Annotated in this window: 12 protein-coding genes; 2 read left to right on the top strand and 10 right to left on the bottom strand. The window is 59.3% G+C overall.

Going from position 1 to position 18,470, the window contains the following annotated elements:
• Window positions 1-12: 12 nt before the first annotated feature.
• A complete protein-coding gene (gene fes / locus GNG29_RS06005; protein WP_156654069.1) occupies window positions 13-1,215 on the bottom strand; it encodes an enterochelin esterase in 1,203 nt (400 codons plus the stop codon).
• 254 nt (window positions 1,216-1,469) lie between these two features.
• On the opposite strand from fes, the gene GNG29_RS06000 reads away from it, so the two are divergent.
• Window positions 1,470-3,710: a TonB-dependent siderophore receptor gene (locus tag GNG29_RS06000; protein WP_103178619.1), complete on the top strand. Its 2,241-nt coding sequence runs from the start codon at window positions 1,470-1,472 to the stop codon at window positions 3,708-3,710.
• 443 nt (window positions 3,711-4,153) lie between these two features.
• Here GNG29_RS06000 and GNG29_RS05995 read toward each other — a convergent pair whose 3' ends face one another.
• The 8 genes from GNG29_RS05995 to GNG29_RS05960 form a co-directional block, all read right to left on the bottom strand.
• The gene (locus GNG29_RS05995; RefSeq protein ID WP_156654068.1) at window positions 4,154-4,615 is read right to left on the bottom strand and encodes a hypothetical protein; all 462 of its coding nucleotides are present in this window, start codon (window positions 4,613-4,615) and stop codon (window positions 4,154-4,156) included.
• 2,316 nt (window positions 4,616-6,931) lie between these two features.
• The gene (gene fdhF, locus GNG29_RS05990) at window positions 6,932-9,079 is read right to left on the bottom strand and encodes a formate dehydrogenase subunit alpha (protein ID WP_156654067.1); all 2,148 of its coding nucleotides are present in this window, start codon (window positions 9,077-9,079) and stop codon (window positions 6,932-6,934) included.
• 150 nt (window positions 9,080-9,229) lie between these two features.
• On the bottom strand, window positions 9,230-10,243 hold the full coding sequence (locus GNG29_RS05985) for a HoxN/HupN/NixA family nickel/cobalt transporter (protein ID WP_409201135.1): 1,014 nt from the start codon (window positions 10,241-10,243) through the stop codon (window positions 9,230-9,232).
• A gap of 20 nt (window positions 10,244-10,263) precedes the next feature.
• Window positions 10,264-12,486: a carbamoyltransferase HypF gene (gene hypF, locus GNG29_RS05980; RefSeq protein WP_156654065.1), complete on the bottom strand. Its 2,223-nt coding sequence runs from the start codon at window positions 12,484-12,486 to the stop codon at window positions 10,264-10,266.
• Window positions 12,487-14,637, bottom strand: a complete 2,151-nt coding sequence (fdhF, locus tag GNG29_RS05975) for a formate dehydrogenase subunit alpha (RefSeq protein ID WP_156654064.1) — start codon at window positions 14,635-14,637, stop codon at window positions 12,487-12,489.
• A gap of 37 nt (window positions 14,638-14,674) precedes the next feature.
• Window positions 14,675-15,220, bottom strand: coding sequence for an electron transport protein HydN (hydN, locus tag GNG29_RS05970; RefSeq protein ID WP_156654063.1), 546 nt, complete (start codon window positions 15,218-15,220; stop codon window positions 14,675-14,677).
• Window positions 15,221-15,377: 157 nt separating this feature from the next.
• A complete protein-coding gene (locus GNG29_RS05965) occupies window positions 15,378-15,857 on the bottom strand; it encodes a type VI secretion system tube protein TssD (protein ID WP_103178611.1) in 480 nt (159 codons plus the stop codon).
• A 213-nt stretch (window positions 15,858-16,070) separates the two neighbouring features.
• A complete protein-coding gene (locus GNG29_RS05960; protein WP_156654062.1) occupies window positions 16,071-16,760 on the bottom strand; it encodes a hypothetical protein in 690 nt (229 codons plus the stop codon).
• A 599-nt stretch (window positions 16,761-17,359) separates the two neighbouring features.
• Here GNG29_RS05960 and GNG29_RS05950 point away from each other — a divergent pair.
• Complete coding sequence (locus tag GNG29_RS05950) at window positions 17,360-17,815, top strand: hypothetical protein (RefSeq protein WP_156654061.1); 456 nt, start codon at window positions 17,360-17,362, stop codon at window positions 17,813-17,815.
• Window positions 17,816-18,042: 227 nt separating this feature from the next.
• On the opposite strand, the gene arsC is transcribed toward GNG29_RS05950, so the two are convergent.
• Entirely contained in the window at window positions 18,043-18,468 is a 426-nt protein-coding gene (arsC, locus tag GNG29_RS05945) for a glutaredoxin-dependent arsenate reductase (protein ID WP_156654060.1), read from the bottom strand.
• Window positions 18,469-18,470 lie beyond the last annotated feature (2 nt).

Here is an 18,470-nt window from a genome sequence, read left to right as displayed (position 1 = left end):
CAGACTCCATTATTAAATAAGCGGCTGCCAGAGAGTCATCAGCCCCTGCGTCAGCCCTCCCCGCCAGCAAAGTGCATCATGTCCGCCGTCCACCGGACGCCAGATAACCGGCTGCTGCGTGTGCTGTAGCTCGGCATACAGCGCCTGACAGGCGCGAAAAATCAGTGGCTCACGTCGCCCCGCCTCAAGGACGATGCGCAGGCTCTGGGCCGACAGCTGTTGGTTTTTAAGCTGTTCGATAATGATGCCGTCGTGCTTGCCGCCGCGATGCGGCCACCAGAACGACCCCGACTGGCTGAGCACGCAGCCAAAGCGTTGGGGCCAGTGCAGCCCGGCATAGAGCGCCGAGAGGCCGCCAAAGCTCTGCCCGGCGACCACGGTGCGATCGGCGCGGTCGCTGAACGGCGCCAGCGCCTGCACCTGCGGCAGTAGCTCCTCCTGAACGGCGAGCCAGAAATCGGGATTACAGGGGAGCTCGCGGCTGCGATGGTCGGTGTCGATGACGTCGATCAGCACGTAGACCGCAGGCGGCAACTGACCATCGAGGGTGAGCGCCGTCAGCGCGGGCCAGACCGGCATGCTCTCGGCCCAGAACTGCCCGTCGAGCAGCACCGCCAGCGGACGTTCGTTTGGGGATGCTTCGCCGGTGGGAAAGATCCATACCCGGCGGGTGTTGCCGAGCCTTGCGCTCTGCCAGGTGATGCACTGCGCAGGTTGATACGGGGTATCCGGCCGATCCCAGCCAGGCTGTAGCGGCGCCTCGGGCATTTCGAGAGCCGAGACCGGATGGCCGCGTCCGCCGCGCCAGTGCTGCGGGTTGCGCGGATCGGCGATAGCCTTTGGCAGCAGCCTGCGCCAGCCTTCGCGCAGGGCCATGCGGTCCGGCGGGTCGGAGGCAAACACCGCATCCGCAAAGTCGTCGTCGCGTTCAGAGGGGATAAAACAGTAGCTGCCGCGCCAGTGGGGGCTGAACTCGCCCTGCCACTGCCAGACGTCGGTGCCATTAATCCGCTCCAGCGTCTGGGGGCGGGCGTTATGGTGATGATCGGTCACGCCGGTGATATAGAGCCACACCTTTTTTAGCGGCGAGGTCTGCTCCGTGCCCTGCGGGTCGCGCCAGCAGAACGTCACCCGATAATGATCCCCCTCCCGCACCCGGTCGGGTCCCTGTTTCGACTGCCACCAGGCATCACTTCCCGTTTCCAGCGTCGTCACCGATTTAACCCCATGATTTGTTCTGAATTGTTGATTAAAGATAAACAATATCGATAATATTATTGATAACTATTTGCATTTGCAATAGCGTATGGGCGCGCTGTGGGAAGCGCGAACAGTTAATAACCATGCTCTGCGCTGCGTACTGACTCAAGATCGAGGGGTTTTCGCAGACTGCGGGCGATCTCCTTCCGCCGCCTCACCCATTCGGGACGGAGCCATGAGGCATGCGGCATCGAAAAGCAGGACATACAATGAATAATAAGCTTCACTCGCTGACCTTACTGGTCAATCTGGGAATTTACGGTGTGGCACTGCCTGCGATGGCAGCCGAAACCGCCGGGCACGAAGATACCATGGTGATTACCGCCGCCGAGCAGAACCTGCAGGCGCCGGGCGTCTCCACCATTACCGCGGATGAGATCCGTAAAAACCCGTCGGCGCGCGATGTGTCGGAGATCATCCGCACCATGCCGGGCGTTAACCTGACCGGTAACTCCACCAGCGGCCAGCGCGGCAACAACCGCCAGATTGATATCCGCGGCATGGGCCCGGAAAACACCCTGATCCTGATTGACGGTAAGCCGGTGACCAGCCGCAACTCCATCCGTCTGGGCTGGCGCGGCGAGCGTGACACCCGCGGCGACACCGGCTGGGTGCCGCCAGAGATGATCGAGCGTATCGAAGTGATCCGAGGCCCGGCGGCGGCGCGTTACGGTAACGGCGCGGCGGGCGGCGTGGTGAACATCATCACCAAAAAGGTCAGCAACGAGTGGCATGGCTCCTGGAACACCTACCTGAATGCCCCTGAGCACAACGAAGAAGGCTCCACCAAACGCACCAACTTTAGCCTGAGCGGCCCGCTGAGCGACGCGTTCAGCTTCCGTCTGTATGGCAACCTGGATAAAACCCAGGCCGACGCCTGGGATATCAACCAGGGCCATCAGTCTGAACGTACCGGCGCCTATGCCGACACGCTGCCCGCCGGACGTGAAGGCGTGGAGAATAAAGACGTGAACGGCGTGCTGCGCTGGGAGTTTGCCCCGATGCAGGCCCTGCAGTTCGAAGCGGGCTATAGCCGCCAGAACAACCTCTATGCCGGGGATACCCAGAACACCAACAACGACAACAGCAGCAACGGGCTGGTGAAGAAAAATTATGGCAAAGAGACCAACCGGATCTATCGCCAGAACTTCGCCCTGACCTGGACCGGCGGCTGGGATAATGGCATCACCACCAATAACTGGGCGCAGTACGAGCACACCCGCAACTCCCGTCTCGGCGAGGGGCTGGCGGGCGGTCTGGAGGGGCTGTTCAACAGCGATAAGTTCACCGACACCGACCTCTCCGACGTGATGCTGCACAGTGAGATCAACCTGCCGATCGACTTTATCGTCAACCAGAACCTGACCCTGGGCGCCGAGTGGGATCAGCAGCGGATGAAGGATATGTCCTCCAACGGCCAGGCCCTGCAGGGCGGCGCCATTGCGGGAATGAGCGATAATCGCAGTCCCTACTCCGACGCGGAAATCTTCTCCCTGTTCGCTGAAAACAACATGGAGCTGACCGACACCACCATGCTGACCCCGGCGCTGCGCTTCGACCATCACTCCATTGTCGGCAACAACTGGAGCCCGTCCCTGAACCTCTCCCAGGGGCTGGGGGATGATTTCACCCTGAAGATGGGCATCGCCCGCGCCTATAAAGCGCCAAGCCTCTACCAGACCAACCCGAACTACCTGCTCTACAGCAAGGGCCAGGGCTGCTATGCCAGTGCCGACGGCGTGGGCTGCTACATGCTGGGTAACGAAGATCTGAAAGCGGAAACCAGCATCAACAAAGAGATTGGCCTGGAGTGGAAACGCGACGGCTGGCTGGCGGGCGTGACCTGGTTCCGCAACGACTACCGCGACAAGATTGAAGCGGGCTATGCGCCGATCGGCCAGACCTCTGCCGGGAGAACCCGCACCGATATTTATCAGTGGGAAAACGTGCCGAAGGCGGTAGTTGAAGGGCTGGAAGGCACCCTGAACGTGCCGGTCAGCGACGCCATCAACTGGACCAACAACATTACCTATATGCTGCAAAGCAAGAACAAGGAGACCGGCGATCGTCTGTCGATCATCCCGGAGTACACGCTGAACTCCACCCTGAGCTGGCAGGTGCAGCAGGATGTGTCGTTGCAGTCGACCTTCACCTGGTACGGCAAGCAGCAGCCGAAGAAGTACAACTACAAAGGCCAGCCGGCGACCGGATCCGAGCTGGACGAAGTGAGCCCGTACAGCATCGTCGGCCTGAGCGCGACCTGGGATGTGACCAAATATGTGAGCCTCACCGGGGGCGTGGATAACGTCTTTGATAAACGCCAGTGGCGTGCGGGGAATGCCCAGACGACGGGGAATGCGACGACAGGGGCGTATATGTATGGTGCGGGGGCGTATACCTATAATGAGCCGGGGCGGACCTGGTTTATGAGTGTGAATACGCGGTTCTGATGGTTAGGTTGGGTGGGATCGCGTGGGGGGAATATGCGGCGGCGGTGGGGGTTCCGTTCACTTTGCGTTTCTTGCTTCTCTGTTAACAGCGTCACCCGTGAACGTGTCAAGGGGGCTATCGCCGCCCCCTTAACAATCCCGGCTCCCGGCAAGAAAATCGCCGCTTCGCGGTGCCCTCAGCTTATTCCCTCCGGCTATCGGGTCGGGGGCGATCCTACATCCCTGTAGGTCGCCCCCTCTCGGCGCATCCCTGCGCCTCGCCCCGGCCTGCGGTCAACGCTTCGGCGATTTTCAGCCGGACCAGGGAGCCGCTGTAAGCCCGTTGTTTTTTTTAATTTCTTCATCGCTGGTTTTTATTTTTTTGGTTTTGTAGGCCGGGTAAGGCGAAGCCGCCACCCGGCATTGTTGCGCCGGGCGGCACTGCGTTTGCCCGGCCTACAAACTCAGTCGATCAACACATCAAACGCCACCCGCCCATCCGGCGTTTGCAGCCAGCGTGGGGCGTTGAGCGTGTCGGCGTAAAAACTTACCAGGTCATACAGCAGTCCTTCCATCACGCGCGCCATCTCCGGCGGCAGGACATTGCTGATTAAAAGCTGCGTGACGGTCTGGCAATAGATGCCCAGCTGATCGCTTTCCGGCTCGAATGCGGGCAGACGGGAAGGCAGATCGTTAAGGGTGAAATGTTCCACCAGGTGCGCCGGGATGGGCTCGTTGAGCGTGGGCTGTAACAGCGCGAGACAGGCACAAAGACGGGCGCACAGCGCCAGTTTTTCGGCGGGTTCGTCGGTTTCCAGCAGGGTACAGGCAAAACGCTCGCAGTGGTTCGCCAGTACAGTGAAATCCGTGTTATGTGAGAACGGTACGGTAAACAATGCCTGAGCAGGGGTTGGGGTAGTAGCCATAGTGGCAGCCTCCGATAAAGTGTTTTAAACCCACCGTCAGAGGTTCCAATCTCATGGCGGTGGACTGAGCGAGGTTGGAACTACCGGCTTTATCGGATACCGGCGCATCTTACGATGCCCCCGCCAGCCCACCATTGAAGTGCAGCAGAGCGTACGACATAAGGCCTCTTATGTCATCGATAAAGTCAGTCAGGGTTCCAATCCCGACGCCTGATTTTGCAGGCGCAACAGGAAGATATCGCGAGGGTATTAAGGAGACAACCATCAAAAACCCATCCCGGAAGCCGCCTCGCAAAAAATCAAAGCAACAATGAAACCCATTGATAATAAATGATTCACAGCGATGCCCGTGTCCGGCTGAAAATCGCCGAAGCGTTGACCGCAGGCCGGGGCGAGGCCCAGGGATGCGCCGAGAGGGGGCGACCTACAGGGATGTAGGATCGCCCCCGACCCGATAGCCGAAGGGAATAAGCTGAGGGCACCGCGAAGCGGCGATTTTCGTTGCCGGGAGCCGGGGTTGCCAGGGGGGAGGCGGCGAGCCCCCCTGGCACGTTCACCGGTGACGCGGTTTACAGAGAAGCAAGGAACGTATGGTGAACGGAACCCCCTCCACCGCCACATGTTCCACCACCCAGGCACCCCTGCCCCGCCCGGCGGCGCTACGCTTGCACGGGCCTACAAAACACAAAACCTGCACCAGCAAAATCACAGCACTGAAGAATCGTAAAAAGAATAAATGACTCACAGCGACGCCCGTGTCCGGCTGAAAATCGCCGAAGCGTTTCCCGCAGGCCGGGGCGAGGCGCAGGGACGCGCCGAGAGGGGGCGACCTACAGGGATGTAGGATCGCCCCCGACCCGAAAGCCGGAGGGAATAAGCTGAGGGCACCGCAACGCGGCGATTTTCGTTGCCGGGAGCCGGGGTTGCCAGGGGGGAGGCGGCGAGCCCCCCTGGCACGTTCACCGGTGACGCGGTTTACAGAGAAGCAAGGAACGTATGGTGAACGGAACCCCCTCCACCGCCACATGTTCCACCACCCAGGCACCCCTGCCCACGCCCGGCGGCGCTACGCTTGCACGGGCCTACAAAACACAAAACCTGCACCAGCAAAATCACAGCACTGAAGAATCGTAAAAAGAATAAATGACTCACAGCGACGCCCGTGTCCGGCTGAAAATCGCTGAAGCGTTGACCGCAGGCCGGGGCGAGGCGCAGGGATGCGCCGAGAGGGGGCGACCTACAGGGATGTAGGATCGCCCCCGACCCGAAAGCCGAAGGGAATAAGCTGAGGGCACCGCAACGCGGCGATTTTCGTTGCCGGGAGCCGGGGTTGCCAGGGGGGAGGCGGCGAGCCCCCCTGGCACGTTCACGGGTGATGCGGTTTACAGAGAAGCAAGGAACGTATGGTGAACGGAACCCCCTCCACCGCCACATGTTCCACCACCCAGGCACCCCTGCCCACGCCCGGCGGCGCTACGCTTGCACGGGCCTACAAAACACAAAACCTGCACCAGCAAAATCACAGCACTGAAGAATCGTAAAAAGAATAAATGACTCACAGCGACGCCCGTGTCCGGCTGAAAATCGCCGAAGCGTTTCCCGCAGGCCGGGGCGAGGCGCAGGGACGCGCCGAGAGGGGGCGACCTACAGGGATGTAGGATCGCCCCCGACCCGAAAGCCGGAGGGAATAAGCTGAGGGCACCGCAACGCGGCGATTTTCGTTGCCGGGAGCCGGGGTTGCCAGGGGGGAGGCGGCGAGCCCCCCTGGCACGTTCACCGGTGACGCGGTTTACAGAGAAGCAAGGAACGTATGGTGAACGGAACCCCCTCCACCGCCACATGTTCCACCACCCAGGCACCCCTGCCCCGCCCGGCGGCGCTACGCTTGCACGGGCCTACAAAACACAAAACCTGCACCAGCAAAATCACAGCACTGAAGAATCGTAAAAAGAATAAATGACTCACAGCGATGCCCGTGTCCGGCTGAAAATCGCCGAAGCGTTGACCGCAGGCCGGGGTGAGACGCAGGGACGCGCCGAGAGGGGGCGACCTACAGGGATGTAGGATCGCCCCCGACCCGATAGCCGAAGGGAATAAGCTGAGGGCACCGCGAAGCGGCGATTTTCGTTGCCGGGAGCCGGGGTTGCCAGGGGGGAGGCGGCGAGCCCCCCTGGCACGTTCACGGGTGACGCGGTTTACAGAGAAGCAGCGAACGCAAGGTGAACGGAACCCCCTCCACCGCCACATGTTCCACCACCCAGGCACCCCTGCCCACGCCCGGCGGCGCTACGCTTGCACGGGCCTACAACAGCCCCCTCACCCTACCGCCAGTTCCCGCAAGTGCTTCTTCAGCTTATGATACTCATCAATCACATACTGTTCCGCAGCCTGCTGGTCAGCAATCGGCTCCACGCGCACGGCGCAATACTTATACTCCGGCGTTTTGGTAATCGGGCTCAGGTTCTCCGTCACCAGCTCATTACAAGCCCCAATCCACCACTGGTAGGTCATATAGACCGCCCCTTTGTTCGGACGATCGCTCACCTGCGCGCGGGTGATGACTTTGCCTTTACGCGACGTCACCCACACCAGCGCTTCATCCTCAATACCCAGACGCGCGGCGTCCGCCGTATTGATCTGCGCATAGCCCGGTTCATCGGCCAGCGCCGCCAGCGCCGCACAGTTCCCGGTCATCGAGCGGCACGAGTAGTGCCCCACTTCACGCACGGTTGAGAGCACCAGCGGATACTCCTCCGTCAGCTTGTCGATCGGCGCGACCCAGTCGCAGGTATAGAGCTGCCCCAGCCCGTTCGGGGTGGAGAATTCCTTCTCGAACAGGTAATCGGTCCCCTGATCGGCCTCGGACTCGTCCCGGCACGGCCACTGGATATAGCCCAGCTCGCCCATCTTCTCGTAGGTGGCGCCATAGAAATCCGGACACAGATGACGCAGCTCATCCCAGATCTCCTGGGTGTTGTTGTAGTGCATCGGGTAGCCCATCCGCGTGGCAATTTCGCTGATGATCTGCCAGTCCGTTTTCAGGTCCCACTTCGGCTCAACCGCTTTAAAGAAGCGCTGGAAACCGCGGTCGGCGGCGGTGTAGACCCCTTCGTGCTCCCCCCAGGAGGTGGACGGCAGGATCACATCCGCGGCGGCGGCGGTCTTGGTCATAAAGATATCCTGCACAATGACCAGTTCCAGCCCCTCAAACGCCTTACGCACCGCAGAGAGCTCGGCGTCGGTCTGGAGCGGATCTTCCCCCATGATGTACGCCGCGCGCACTTCCCCATGGGCCACCCGGTGAGGCAGTTCGCTGATGCGATACCCGGTATGGGCCGGCAGTGAATCCACGCCCCAGGCTTTGGCAAACTTGGCCCGGTTTTCCGGGTTATTGATGTACTGATAGCCCGGATAGGTATCCGGCAGCGCACCCATATCACACGCGCCCTGCACGTTGTTCTGCCCGCGCACCGGGTTCACCCCTGCATACGGTTTGCCGAGGTTGCCGGTCAGCAGCGCCAGGCTGGTGAGCGACCGCACGGTTTCCACGCCCTGGTAGAACTGGGTCACGCCCATGCCCCAGAGGATCGCCGCATTTTCAGCCGCCGCGTACATCCGCGCCGCCTGGCGGATCTCCGCCGCGCTGACCCCGGTGATCGCCTCGACCGATTCCGGCGTATAGCCTTCGACGATCTTGCGATACTCTTCGAAGCCCTCGGTACGCGCCGCCACAAAGGCGCGGTCGTAGAGTTCTTCTTCAATAATCACATGCCCCATCGCGTTGAGCAGCGCGATGTTGGAGCCGTTTTTCAGGGCCAGGTGCATATCGGCGATGCGCGCGGTTTCGATTTTGCGCGGATCGCAGACGATAATCTTCGCCCCGTTGCGTTTGGCCTTGATCACGCGGTTCGCCACGATAGGGTGCGAATCCGCCGGGTTGTAGCCAAAAATAAAGACCATGTCCGCTTTTTCAATGCCGACAATGGAGTTGCTCATTGCGCCGTTACCGACCGACTGGTGCAGACCTGCAACCGATGGGCCGTGTCAGACGCGCGCGCAGCAGTCGACGTTGTTGGTGCCGACTGCCGCGCGGGCAAATTTTTGCATAATGTAGTTGGTTTCATTCCCGGTACCGCGGGATGAACCGGTAGTCATGATCGCGTCCGGGCCGTGCGCAGCCTTAATGGCGCTGAGCTTGCTGGCAACGTAGTCCAGCGCTTCGTCCCAGGAGACGGCTTCCAGCTTGCCGCCGCGCTGGCGACGGATCATTGGCGACTTCAGGCGCGGGGTGAGAATTTTGGTGTCGTTGATAAAATCCCAGCCGTAATACCCCTTCAGGCAGAGATCGCCCTGGTTGGTTTTACCCTGTGCTGCTTCAGCCTTGACGACTTTGCCGTTATTGACCACCAGGTTGATTTTGCAACCCGATGCGCAATAGGGGCAAACCGTGACGACTTTCTTCATCGGTGTTACTCCGTTGGTAATATGTCCCCAGCGGCATGCATTAACTATGCCAGCCTGAAAACTAAAATTAACTTATTGAAAATAAGAGGGATAAATGGCGGGAAGGGGTCCGTTCGTCAAAAGTGTCGTGACGAACGGACAGCGATGACGTTAGCGTACAACCAGGGCGTCGTAGCCTTTAAAGCGGTAGTTGATTAACGAGATAACCCAGCAGGCGACAAACAGCCCGACCACGATAAACCCGGCGTTACCGAGGTTATCGTTCAGCGCCGCGACGCCGTTCCACAGGCCACCTTCCAGGCCCAGCTTATCTGCCAGCAGGCCCAGCGCTTCCAGCCCGCCGATAAACAGCGCCACCACTACCGAGGTGCCGGTGATGGTCATGTTGTAGTAGAGCTTGCGCTGCGGCTTGTTAAAGGCCCAGCCGTATGCGCCCACCATAATCAGGTTATCGAGGGTGTCGATCAGCGCCATGCCGCTGGTGAACAGCAGCGGGAAGACCATGATCGCCCACACCGACATGCCGCTGGAGGCACCCGCCGCGGAGATCCCCAGCACCCCGATCTCGGTGGCGGTATCAAACCCGAGGCCAAACAGGAAGCCCACCAGATACATGTGCCAGCTGCGGGTGACCAGGCGAAACGCCGAGCGGAACAGCCAGTTCATCACCCCGCCGCGGGCAAACGACACCGTTTCCGGCACGCTTTCGCCGCGCTTCATTTTGTTAAAGCTGCCCCAGACGTCGCGCAGAATAACCAGGTTGACCAGCGCCATCGCCAGCAGGAAAAAGGCGGAGACCGCCGTGCCGATGGTGCCCCCGGTTTCGTGGAACCATGCCATATTGCGGCTGAACGCCGTGGCGGTGGCGGCGATGGCAATGGAGGCCAGCACCACAATCGTCGAATGCCCCAGCGAGAACCAGGCCCCCACGCCGCAGGGACGCTTGCCCTGCTGCATCATCTTGCGGGTGACGTTATCGATGGCGGCAATGTGGTCGGCATCCACCGCGTGGCGCAGGCCATAGCACCAGGCCAGCAGGCTGGCCGCCAGCAGCGACGGTGTGGCGTGAAAGAGGTAGAACGCCAGACCCCAGGCGAGAATATTGGTTGCGATTAACGCCAGCATCAGCGCCAGGGCTTTAGGATGGTTATTGAAATATTTCATGTACATAGTCAGATCCAGATTCAAAGAAAAGTCGCGGCGGCAATCACTGCCTGCCCAAAAGCCACCGCCCCGTCACCGGCGGGAAGCCGCCCGGGAAACTGCACGGTAAAATCGTTCAGCCAGAACTGCAGACGCTCTCGCAGCAGGCGGTTGTGCAGCACCCCGCCGCTGCAGACAACGGTGGAGAGCGCCCGCCGCCGGGCATGTTCGCCCGCAAGGGTCGCCAGCCCCTGGGCCAGCGCGTCGTGAAAGGCCCACGCCCGGGCGTTGTCCGGCGCCTGCCAGCCCAGCCACTGGCGCCAGAAGGTGACCATATCCAGCTCGCCGTCGCGCACCGGCATCGTGACCGGGTGGCACTGCGGCGCGGCGCTCAGGGCCAGGGCTTCCAGCCGACAGGCGGCCTCCCCTTCGTAGCTGATCTGTTCCGGGGCGCAGTTGAGCGCCGCAGCCACGGCGTCAAACAGCCGCCCGGCGGAGGAGGCCAGCGGCGCATTCACCCCGCGTTCAATCGCCCGGGCCAGCGGCTGCCAGGGTTTGTTCAGAAGGCGGGCGGCCTGGGGCAGCGTCCGCCACTCGGGGACAAACGCCTGCCACTGGGCCAGCAGGTTGCGCCAGGGCTGGCGCGCCGCCAGATCGCCGCCGGGCAGCGCCACCGCCGGTAGCCCACCCAACTTTTCGCAGGTGCGGTAGTTCACCCGCAGGCACTCCCCACCCCACAGCGCGCCGTTTTCCCCCTGGCCGATACCGTCCAGCACCAGGGCGATGAGATCCCCGCCGTCCCGCGGCCAGCCGTGTTCCGCCATGCACGCCGCGGCGTGGGCGTGATGATGCAGCACCTGATGCTGCGGATAGGGCATCTGCTGGCCGAGCTGCGTGGCGCGGTAGCCGGGATGGGCGTCGGTCACCACCCGCTCAGGGATAAACTGCCAGATGTCCTGAATGGTGGTCAGGGCCTGCTGCCACTGACGTTCGGCATCGTCATCATGCAGATCCCCCAGATGCTGGCTCAGCACCGCCTGGCCGCCGCGCACCAGGCAGAAGGTATTTTTACGATCCGCCCCCAGGCAGAGCAGCGACGGCGCCTTTTCAAAACCGGGCGGCAGGGGCAGCGCATCCGGCACAAAGCCTCTGGCGCGGCGCAGCATTTCCCCGCTGGCGCGCATCACCGAGTCGTCCATACGCTGGACGATATCGCGGTTATGCAGCAGCCAGCCGTCGGCGATCCCGGCGAGATCGCGCAGCGCCTGCGGGTTGGTCAGCGCGGGCGGGCAGCCGTTCAGGTTGCCGGAGGTCATCACCAGGGGGCGATCGAGATCCTGCATCAGCAGGTGCTGGAGTGGATTGGCGGCCAGCATCACCCCCACCTCGTTAAGCCCGGGGGCGATGGCCTCGCAGAACAGAGTGTGTTTTGCCACCAGCACCACCGGCGCGGCCGGGGAGCGCAGCAGCGCCTGCACGTCGTCAGGCAGCCACGCGGCGAGACGCGCGGGGATCATCACCGCCAGCGGCTTGGTCGGGCGGCGTTTACGTTCCCGCAGCCGGTTTACCGCCGCAACGTTTTGCGCATCACAGGCCAGATGGAACCCCCCCAGCCCTTTTACCGCCACGATCCCGCCCTGTTTCAGCATCAATACGGCGGCCTTCAGGGCGGCTTCCCGCTCCTCTCGCGCCTCGCCGCACACCCAGCTGACCTGCGGCCCGCAGTCCGGACAGGCCACCGGCTGGGCGTGAAAGCGCCGGTCCGCCGGGTTGCGGTACTCCGCCTCGCAGGCCGGACAGAGCGCAAACCCCGCCATGGTGGTGGCCGGGCGGTCGTAGGGCATCGCCCGGATAATGGTGAAGCGCGGCCCGCAGTGGGTGCAGTTGATAAACGGGTAGCGGTAGCGGCGCTCGCGCGGGTCGTTCATCTCCGCCAGACAGGCCGGACAGGTGGCGGCATCCGGCACCACCTGGGTGGTCATCTGGCTGTGGGCGCTGGCACGAATGGTAAAATCCATCGGGGTCTGCGCCCAGCGCCAGGGCTGCTCCTGGATATCGTCGATACGCGCCAGCGGCGGGCAGCCGACGGCAAGCTGGCGGATAAAGGCCTGCGCCCCACCGACGAGACGCACCTCCACCCCTGCCCCGTCGTTGCAGACGTCGCCCCTGAGCCCCAGCTGCTGGGCCACCTGCCAGACCCAGGGGCGGAACCCGACGCCCTGGACTTTGCCGCGAATGCGCACCCGCGTGCCGTTTGTACTCATTTAACTCTCCACCGCCTCACGCAGGCGTGTTTTCATGTCGCGATAGGTGGTCTGGGCGTAGCGTTCCGCCCAGGGCTGATCGGCGATGGCGTCGATTTTGACGGCGCAGTATTTGGTTTCCGGCGTTTTCGAGACCGGGTCGAGGTTGTCCTGGGTCAGCTCGTTACAGGCGCCGATCCACCACTGATAGGTCATGTACACCGCCCCCTGATTGATGCGCTCGTTGACGTCCGCCCGGCTGATCACCTTCCCGCGGCGGGAGCTGACCCACACCAGCTGGCGATCCTGAACGCCCAGTTTTGCCGCATCCTGCGGGTTCATCTGCACGAAGCCCGGCTCATCCGCCAGGGCCTGCAGCGCGGCGCAGTTGCCGGTCATGGAGCGGCAGGAGTAGTGCCCCACCTCGCGAACGGTGCAGAGCACCAGCGGGTATTCATCGTCTGGCACTTCCGCCGGCTTGCGCCACGGAGCGGCAAAAAGCTGGCCTTTGCCGTTCGGGGTGTCGAAGCGGTTATCCGCATAGAGCCACGGCGTGCCGGGATGGTCGAGGGTCGGGCAAGGCCACTGGACGTGCCCCATCTCACCCATTTTTTCCCAGGTAACGCCGTAGAAGAGCGGGCAGAGCTCGCGCATCTCGTCCCAGATCTGCTGGTTGTCGCGATAGTGCATCGGGTAGCCCATCTCTGTGGCGATGAGGCTGATGATCTCCCAGTCACGCTTGACGTTGCCTTTTGGCTCAACGGCTTTTTCAAAGCGCTGGAAGCCGCGGTCGGCGCAGGTAAAGACCCCGCCATGCTCGCCCCAGGAGGTGGCGGGCAGCAGCACGTCCGCCGCCTCGGCGGTTTTGGTCATGAAGATGTCCTGCACCACCACAAAATCGAGGGCCGCAAAGCCTTTGCGCACCAGGCCCAGGTCCGCCTCGGTCTGGAGCGGATCTTCCCCCATGATGTAGTACGCTTTGACCTTACCCTCCAGGGCGAGGTGCGGCACCTCGGTGATGCGCACCCCCACCTGGTCATCCATCCGCGCAGGATCAACGCCCCACGCCCGGGCGAACTTCTCCCGCACCTGCGGGTCGGTCACATCCTGATAGCCGGGGAACTGGTTGGGTATGACACCCATGTCGCAGGCCCCCTGGACGTTGTTCTGACCGCGCACCGGGCCGACGCCGCAGTGTTCGCGCCCGAGGTTGCCGGTGAGCAGCGCCAGCGTCGAGAGCCCTTTCACCACGTCCACCGCCTGCCCGAACTGGGTGACGCCCATCCCCCACATCACGGTGGCGGACGGCGCGGCGGCGTAGATGCGCATCGCATCCCGGATCTGCCGGGCGCTGACGCCGGTAATGCCTTCGACGTTTTCCGGGGCGTACTCGCGCACCGTCTCGCGCAGCCTCTCCAGCCCGTCGGTGTAGCGCGCCACGTAGTCGCTGTTGTAGAGGTTCTCCTCCAGCAGCGTATAAATGAAGGCATTCACCAGCGCCATATTGCAGCCGTTGTTGATCTGCAGATGGCGGTCGGCGATGCGCGCGGTCTCGATTTTGCGCGGATCGCAGACGATCACCTTCGCGCCGTGCTGTTTCGCCTTGATCACCCGCCGGGCGACGATCGGGTGCGAGTCAGCGCAGTTGTAGCCGAAGATCAGCAGACATTTTGAGTGCTCGATATCGCTGATGGAGTTGCTCATCGCCCCGTTGCCGAGCGTCTCCTGCAGCCCGGCCACGCTCGGGCCGTGACACACCCGGGCGCAGCAGTCGACGTTGTTGGTGTTGAGCACCCCGCGGGCAAACTTCTGCATCACGTAGTTGGTTTCGTTCCCCGTTCCGCGCGACGAGCCGGTGGTCATGATGGCCCGCGGGCCATACTTCGCCTTGATCTCTCCCAGCCGCTTCGCGGTGTAGCGAATGGCCTCCTCCCAGGAGACCGGCACAAACTTGCCGCCCTTCTGGTAGCGGATCATCGGCTGCGTGAGGCGCGGCGTCAGGATGCGGGTGTCGTTGAGAAAGTCCCAGCCGTAGTACCCCTTCAGGCACAACTGGTTCTGGTTGGTCACCCCCTCTGCCGCTTCGGCACGGACGATTTTGTTGTTCTCAACGACGAGTTTTAATTTGCAGCCCGCACCGCAGTAAGGGCAAACGCTGGTGATTTTTTTCATCAGTAACAGACCTGCTAAAAGTGAAAAGAGAAAATGCTTACAGCATCATGGAAGAGACAGTGTCCAGCGCCGCCCGACGGCGTTTCTCCTGGCTCAGCTGCTCAAGTTTTTGCCTGTCGATGCAGACAATGGCGTTGGTCGGACAGGCCTGCACGCAGGCCGGACCGTCCGGCTGGAGGTAGCAGAGGTCGCACTTGTTGGCTTCGGCCTTCTCCGACATCACGTTCAGCCCGCTACCGATGCTGCGCACAACCGGACGCAGGACCACTTCCATCGCGCCGTACGGGCAGGCGACCACGCAGGTTTTGCAGCCGATGCAGCGCTCCTGGTGGACGTGAACAAAATCGTTATCGCGAGCGATCGCCCTGTTCGGACAGACGGTGGCGCAGGGCGCGTCCTCGCACTGGCGGCACATGGTGGCGGTGGAGACGTTGACGCCTTTGATGACGTGAATGCGTGGCAGGAAGTTCTGCGGGGTCAGCGAGGCGCAGTCCTGGGTGTCGTGGTGCGACACCACGCAGGCCACTTCACAGGTACGACAGCCGATGCATTTGCTGGCATCGGCAATGATAAAGCGATTCATCCTTTAACTCCGGCTAGGTAATAAGCGGGATGGGGTATGCATAAATCGCGCCAGAAATTATGATGTTGAATTTAAAGGGGTTTAGTGTGGGATGTTGATGTCATCGTCAGAAGTGACGATGACAGAATTGCACTTTTACTTAGAATGATGAACTCGCTCATGCACAGCATCGATCATTCCATGAGTCACGGTAGATAATATTCCCATCTGTATATTTCCAAGTGATCGCCTCGTAACGTAACTCCAGCGTTTCAAGATGAGTACTACTCATTCCATTCGGAGCCAGATAGGGTGCAACAGTTGTAAATTTCACATTCTCCAGAATGATATTAAAATATTCAGCCTCAATACCTGAATCAACGATTCTGTACATCTTAATTGTGGCTTTCTTCATCGTTCTTCCTTCACATACTGCCCGATAAAGAAGAGGCGTGGTCCGGTCGAACTCTTTTACTATAGTGACGGGGCGATGGACACGCGTCCCGGTAAGCTTTCCCAGATTCGGATCCACCGGAATGGTGACACCGTGGGAGAACGACTTAAGCTCAATTGAGCCTAACCGTAGCGGCATAATACAGCCACCTACAACTGGAGAGCCATTTTCATCTTCAAGCCATAAATGGGCGGGTGTAGACATATAACGTCCTTATTATTTCAAAAATTTAAATTGAGCTTTACCACTTAATGAAAATCAGAACAACTAAAAAAAACACTGGTATAGGCCATAAAGGACCGTTTGGAAAAAAATGTATCAGCACCAATGCGAACAATATTGTTAAAATGGACGGGCCATAGTCGGCAAGTAAAGACCTAAACATCCGCCTGAATATCCTGTATATAATATTCATCATTATCTAATCATCTTAGTGATGAGCTCGGCTATGTCGCTATCCGATGTTGAATGAGAGAATGCTCCGGCTCGTTCAAATAATGGTTCTACCAGGAAATACATCATTTCAAGCTCCCGTGAGTACAACGCTGCGTAATAGGCTGGAGAGACATATTTCAGACGTTGCGCACTGTCAGCCGCTCTCTGAATAACTCCATATATACCCGCAACGGCAACAACCCCTCCGGCCTTGCGGCCGACCAAAGCACTCATTTCAAGCCTCAGGTTCATTCCAATAGCGACGCAGTAAGCGACCGCTAACGCGAACCCTGCGTTGGTAAAAGAACTTGCAGCTATATAAACATTTGCCGCCATTAACTTATTCTTGATGTTCTCTAACTGTTCTGACGTTTTGTACTGAAATATCTGCTCAAAATAAATACGAAGCATTTCATAAGCAATATTATTATTCTGAAAGAGGTGAACAACGCCATTTTTAAAACGAATATCTTCACTCTTTTGGTTTCTACATACATCCTGATAATCATCAGTAAAACAGGATGTGTAATAAAGGGCTCGTTTAGCACCGGCGCCTATAGTTTCTATCTGCCTTGAAACCACTTCTCTAACGCCTGTTAGTGCACGATCGAGCTTTAACGCAAGAATATTGTTTGCTTGTAAATAGCTAATAACGTCATTGTTATAATTCATAGCCGCCCTGGCAATTTAGCTTAAGTCAACCCAGCGAGTATAAGAGGTAAAATTTAATGAGTAAATAAGCAAACTACATTTTGCATCTAATAAGTTCATATGAGAACTTTTAAACGTTCTGGGTAATAGTTATGGCATTTATAGGAGCTGTCATCGACATAAGTAACGACGTCAGTTTTGATGTTTTCGCTGTAGGTGTTGAAGGGGCGGGAAATACCATTTTCATGAGAAGCAACTGCATTCGTATCGTAGACCGGGCAAGCGTAGCGCCCCCGGCATGGTTTTCTGGAAGGCGCCTCGCAACCTCTGAAGTAACCTTATGTAATTCATGGTTAACGCTTTTATTCCTGTTATCGGGCTCGTAAAGTGGTTGCGTTGCGGCACATCCGCAACCGGGCGTAGGAACCCGTTAGCATGTATCGACATTCACTATGTCGTGGCAGCGTTTATCCCGTTACAATCACGGTGGCGCTGGCGGAGCAGCCGAAAGGCTGGCCGTTTTCTATGTGCGCGGTATTCCTACCTCCGTCAGCGCTGCCTCCCTCGAGCGTAGGAACTCATAGGGTGGCTAATTTAAATAGCATGTAGAGGATGTCGTTATGACTACTATCCCAACCCTGACTTACCCGCAATCTGATGAACAGCTTATTCCCCCTTCCCTGACTATGCCGCTTTCTGCTGCTGCGGATCTCTTTGAGGTCGCCGATCGCTGCGCCGCGCTGGTGAGCGTATTGATCGAAACGGATGACAGTGCATCCCGCACTGCGCTCTATGAAGGTCTGCTGCGCGCCCTGCAACAGCTGCGTGAACGCTGTGATGCTGCACTCCCACCGCACCTAATAGCGCAGCTGATCCAGGGGGAAACACTTACCTCCTGTATGCCGGACTGCTGGCAGGAAACCGCGCCCCAGGTGGATTATGCGCTGGCTTTGGTGCAGGCAATTCTGGGTGGAACGTTGCCCGCAAGTGTCGAGAAAGAACTGGCGGGGCTGCTGCACGATCTGGTCTGGCTGCTTAATGAGTTTGTGAAGGAGCCGTATATAACGGTGCATTGAGTTCAAGTGATAGTCGGTGAATGAGATCTGATTTCAGGTTTTATAAGGGGCTGTGACAGGCCCCTGAATGTGTTTGAGGGTGAGGTTGGTGTTGGGGTTTGTGATGGTCGATTTTATAAGCTAGCAACATAGGCGGTTGCATATGAGAAACAATGAATGTCTGCTAAGAGCGAAAAGCGGACGCCCGCATAGCGTAAACAGGCGTCCGATATTTTGAAGTGGGTAGATTAATTAACCCGCTTCCCCGTTTTGTCAATGACCGTCTCGCCATCCTCTTTGATAAACGCTCCTTTCTGGCCTTCCGGTAGAATATCCAGCACTATTTCTGAAGGGCGGCAAAGACGAGTGCCAAGCGGCGTAACGACAATCGGCCGATTAATCAGGATCGGATGTTGAAGCATGAAATCAATCAACTGCTCATCACTAAATTTCTCTTCATCAAGACCCAAGTGTTCATAAGGCTCAACATTCTTACGCAGCAATGCACGCACCGTAATTCCCATATCTGAAATAAGTTTAATAAGCTCATCGCGGGTCGGGGGCGTATCAAGATAATAAATTATCGTCGGTTCGTTGCCGCTGTTACGGATCATCTCCAGCGTGTTGCGTGAAGTGCCACAGGCCGGGTTGTGATAGATGGTAATGTTGCTCATAT

Origin of the sequence: Leclercia sp. Colony189, assembly GCF_009740165.1 — a bacterium.
Classification (GTDB): domain Bacteria; phylum Pseudomonadota; class Gammaproteobacteria; order Enterobacterales; family Enterobacteriaceae; genus Enterobacter.
The sequence above is the reverse complement of the archived record's forward strand: the minus strand, read 5'-3'. Positions and strand labels throughout refer to the sequence as shown.

Bases quoted from the DNA above. Each gene is read 5' to 3' on its own strand.
- GNG29_RS05960 (WP_156654062.1), bottom strand. From the start codon at position 16,760: ATGAATTATAACAATGACGTTATTAGCTATTTACAAGCAAACAATATT.
- GNG29_RS05985 (WP_409201135.1), bottom strand. From the start codon at position 10,243: ATGAAATATTTCAATAACCATCCTAAAGCCCTGGCGCTGATGCTGGCG.
- GNG29_RS05950 (WP_156654061.1), top strand. From the start codon at position 17,360: ATGACTACTATCCCAACCCTGACTTACCCGCAATCTGATGAACAGCTT.
- hypF (WP_156654065.1), bottom strand. From the start codon at position 12,486: ATGAGTACAAACGGCACGCGGGTGCGCATTCGCGGCAAAGTCCAGGGC.
- hydN (WP_156654063.1), bottom strand. From the start codon at position 15,220: ATGAATCGCTTTATCATTGCCGATGCCAGCAAATGCATCGGCTGTCGT.
- arsC (WP_156654060.1), bottom strand. From the start codon at position 18,468: ATGAGCAACATTACCATCTATCACAACCCGGCCTGTGGCACTTCACGC.
- fdhF (WP_156654064.1), bottom strand. From the start codon at position 14,637: ATGAAAAAAATCACCAGCGTTTGCCCTTACTGCGGTGCGGGCTGCAAA.
- GNG29_RS06000 (WP_103178619.1), top strand. From the start codon at position 1,470: ATGAATAATAAGCTTCACTCGCTGACCTTACTGGTCAATCTGGGAATT.
- GNG29_RS05965 (WP_103178611.1), bottom strand. From the start codon at position 15,857: ATGTCTACACCCGCCCATTTATGGCTTGAAGATGAAAATGGCTCTCCA.
- GNG29_RS05995 (WP_156654068.1), bottom strand. From the start codon at position 4,615: ATGGCTACTACCCCAACCCCTGCTCAGGCATTGTTTACCGTACCGTTC.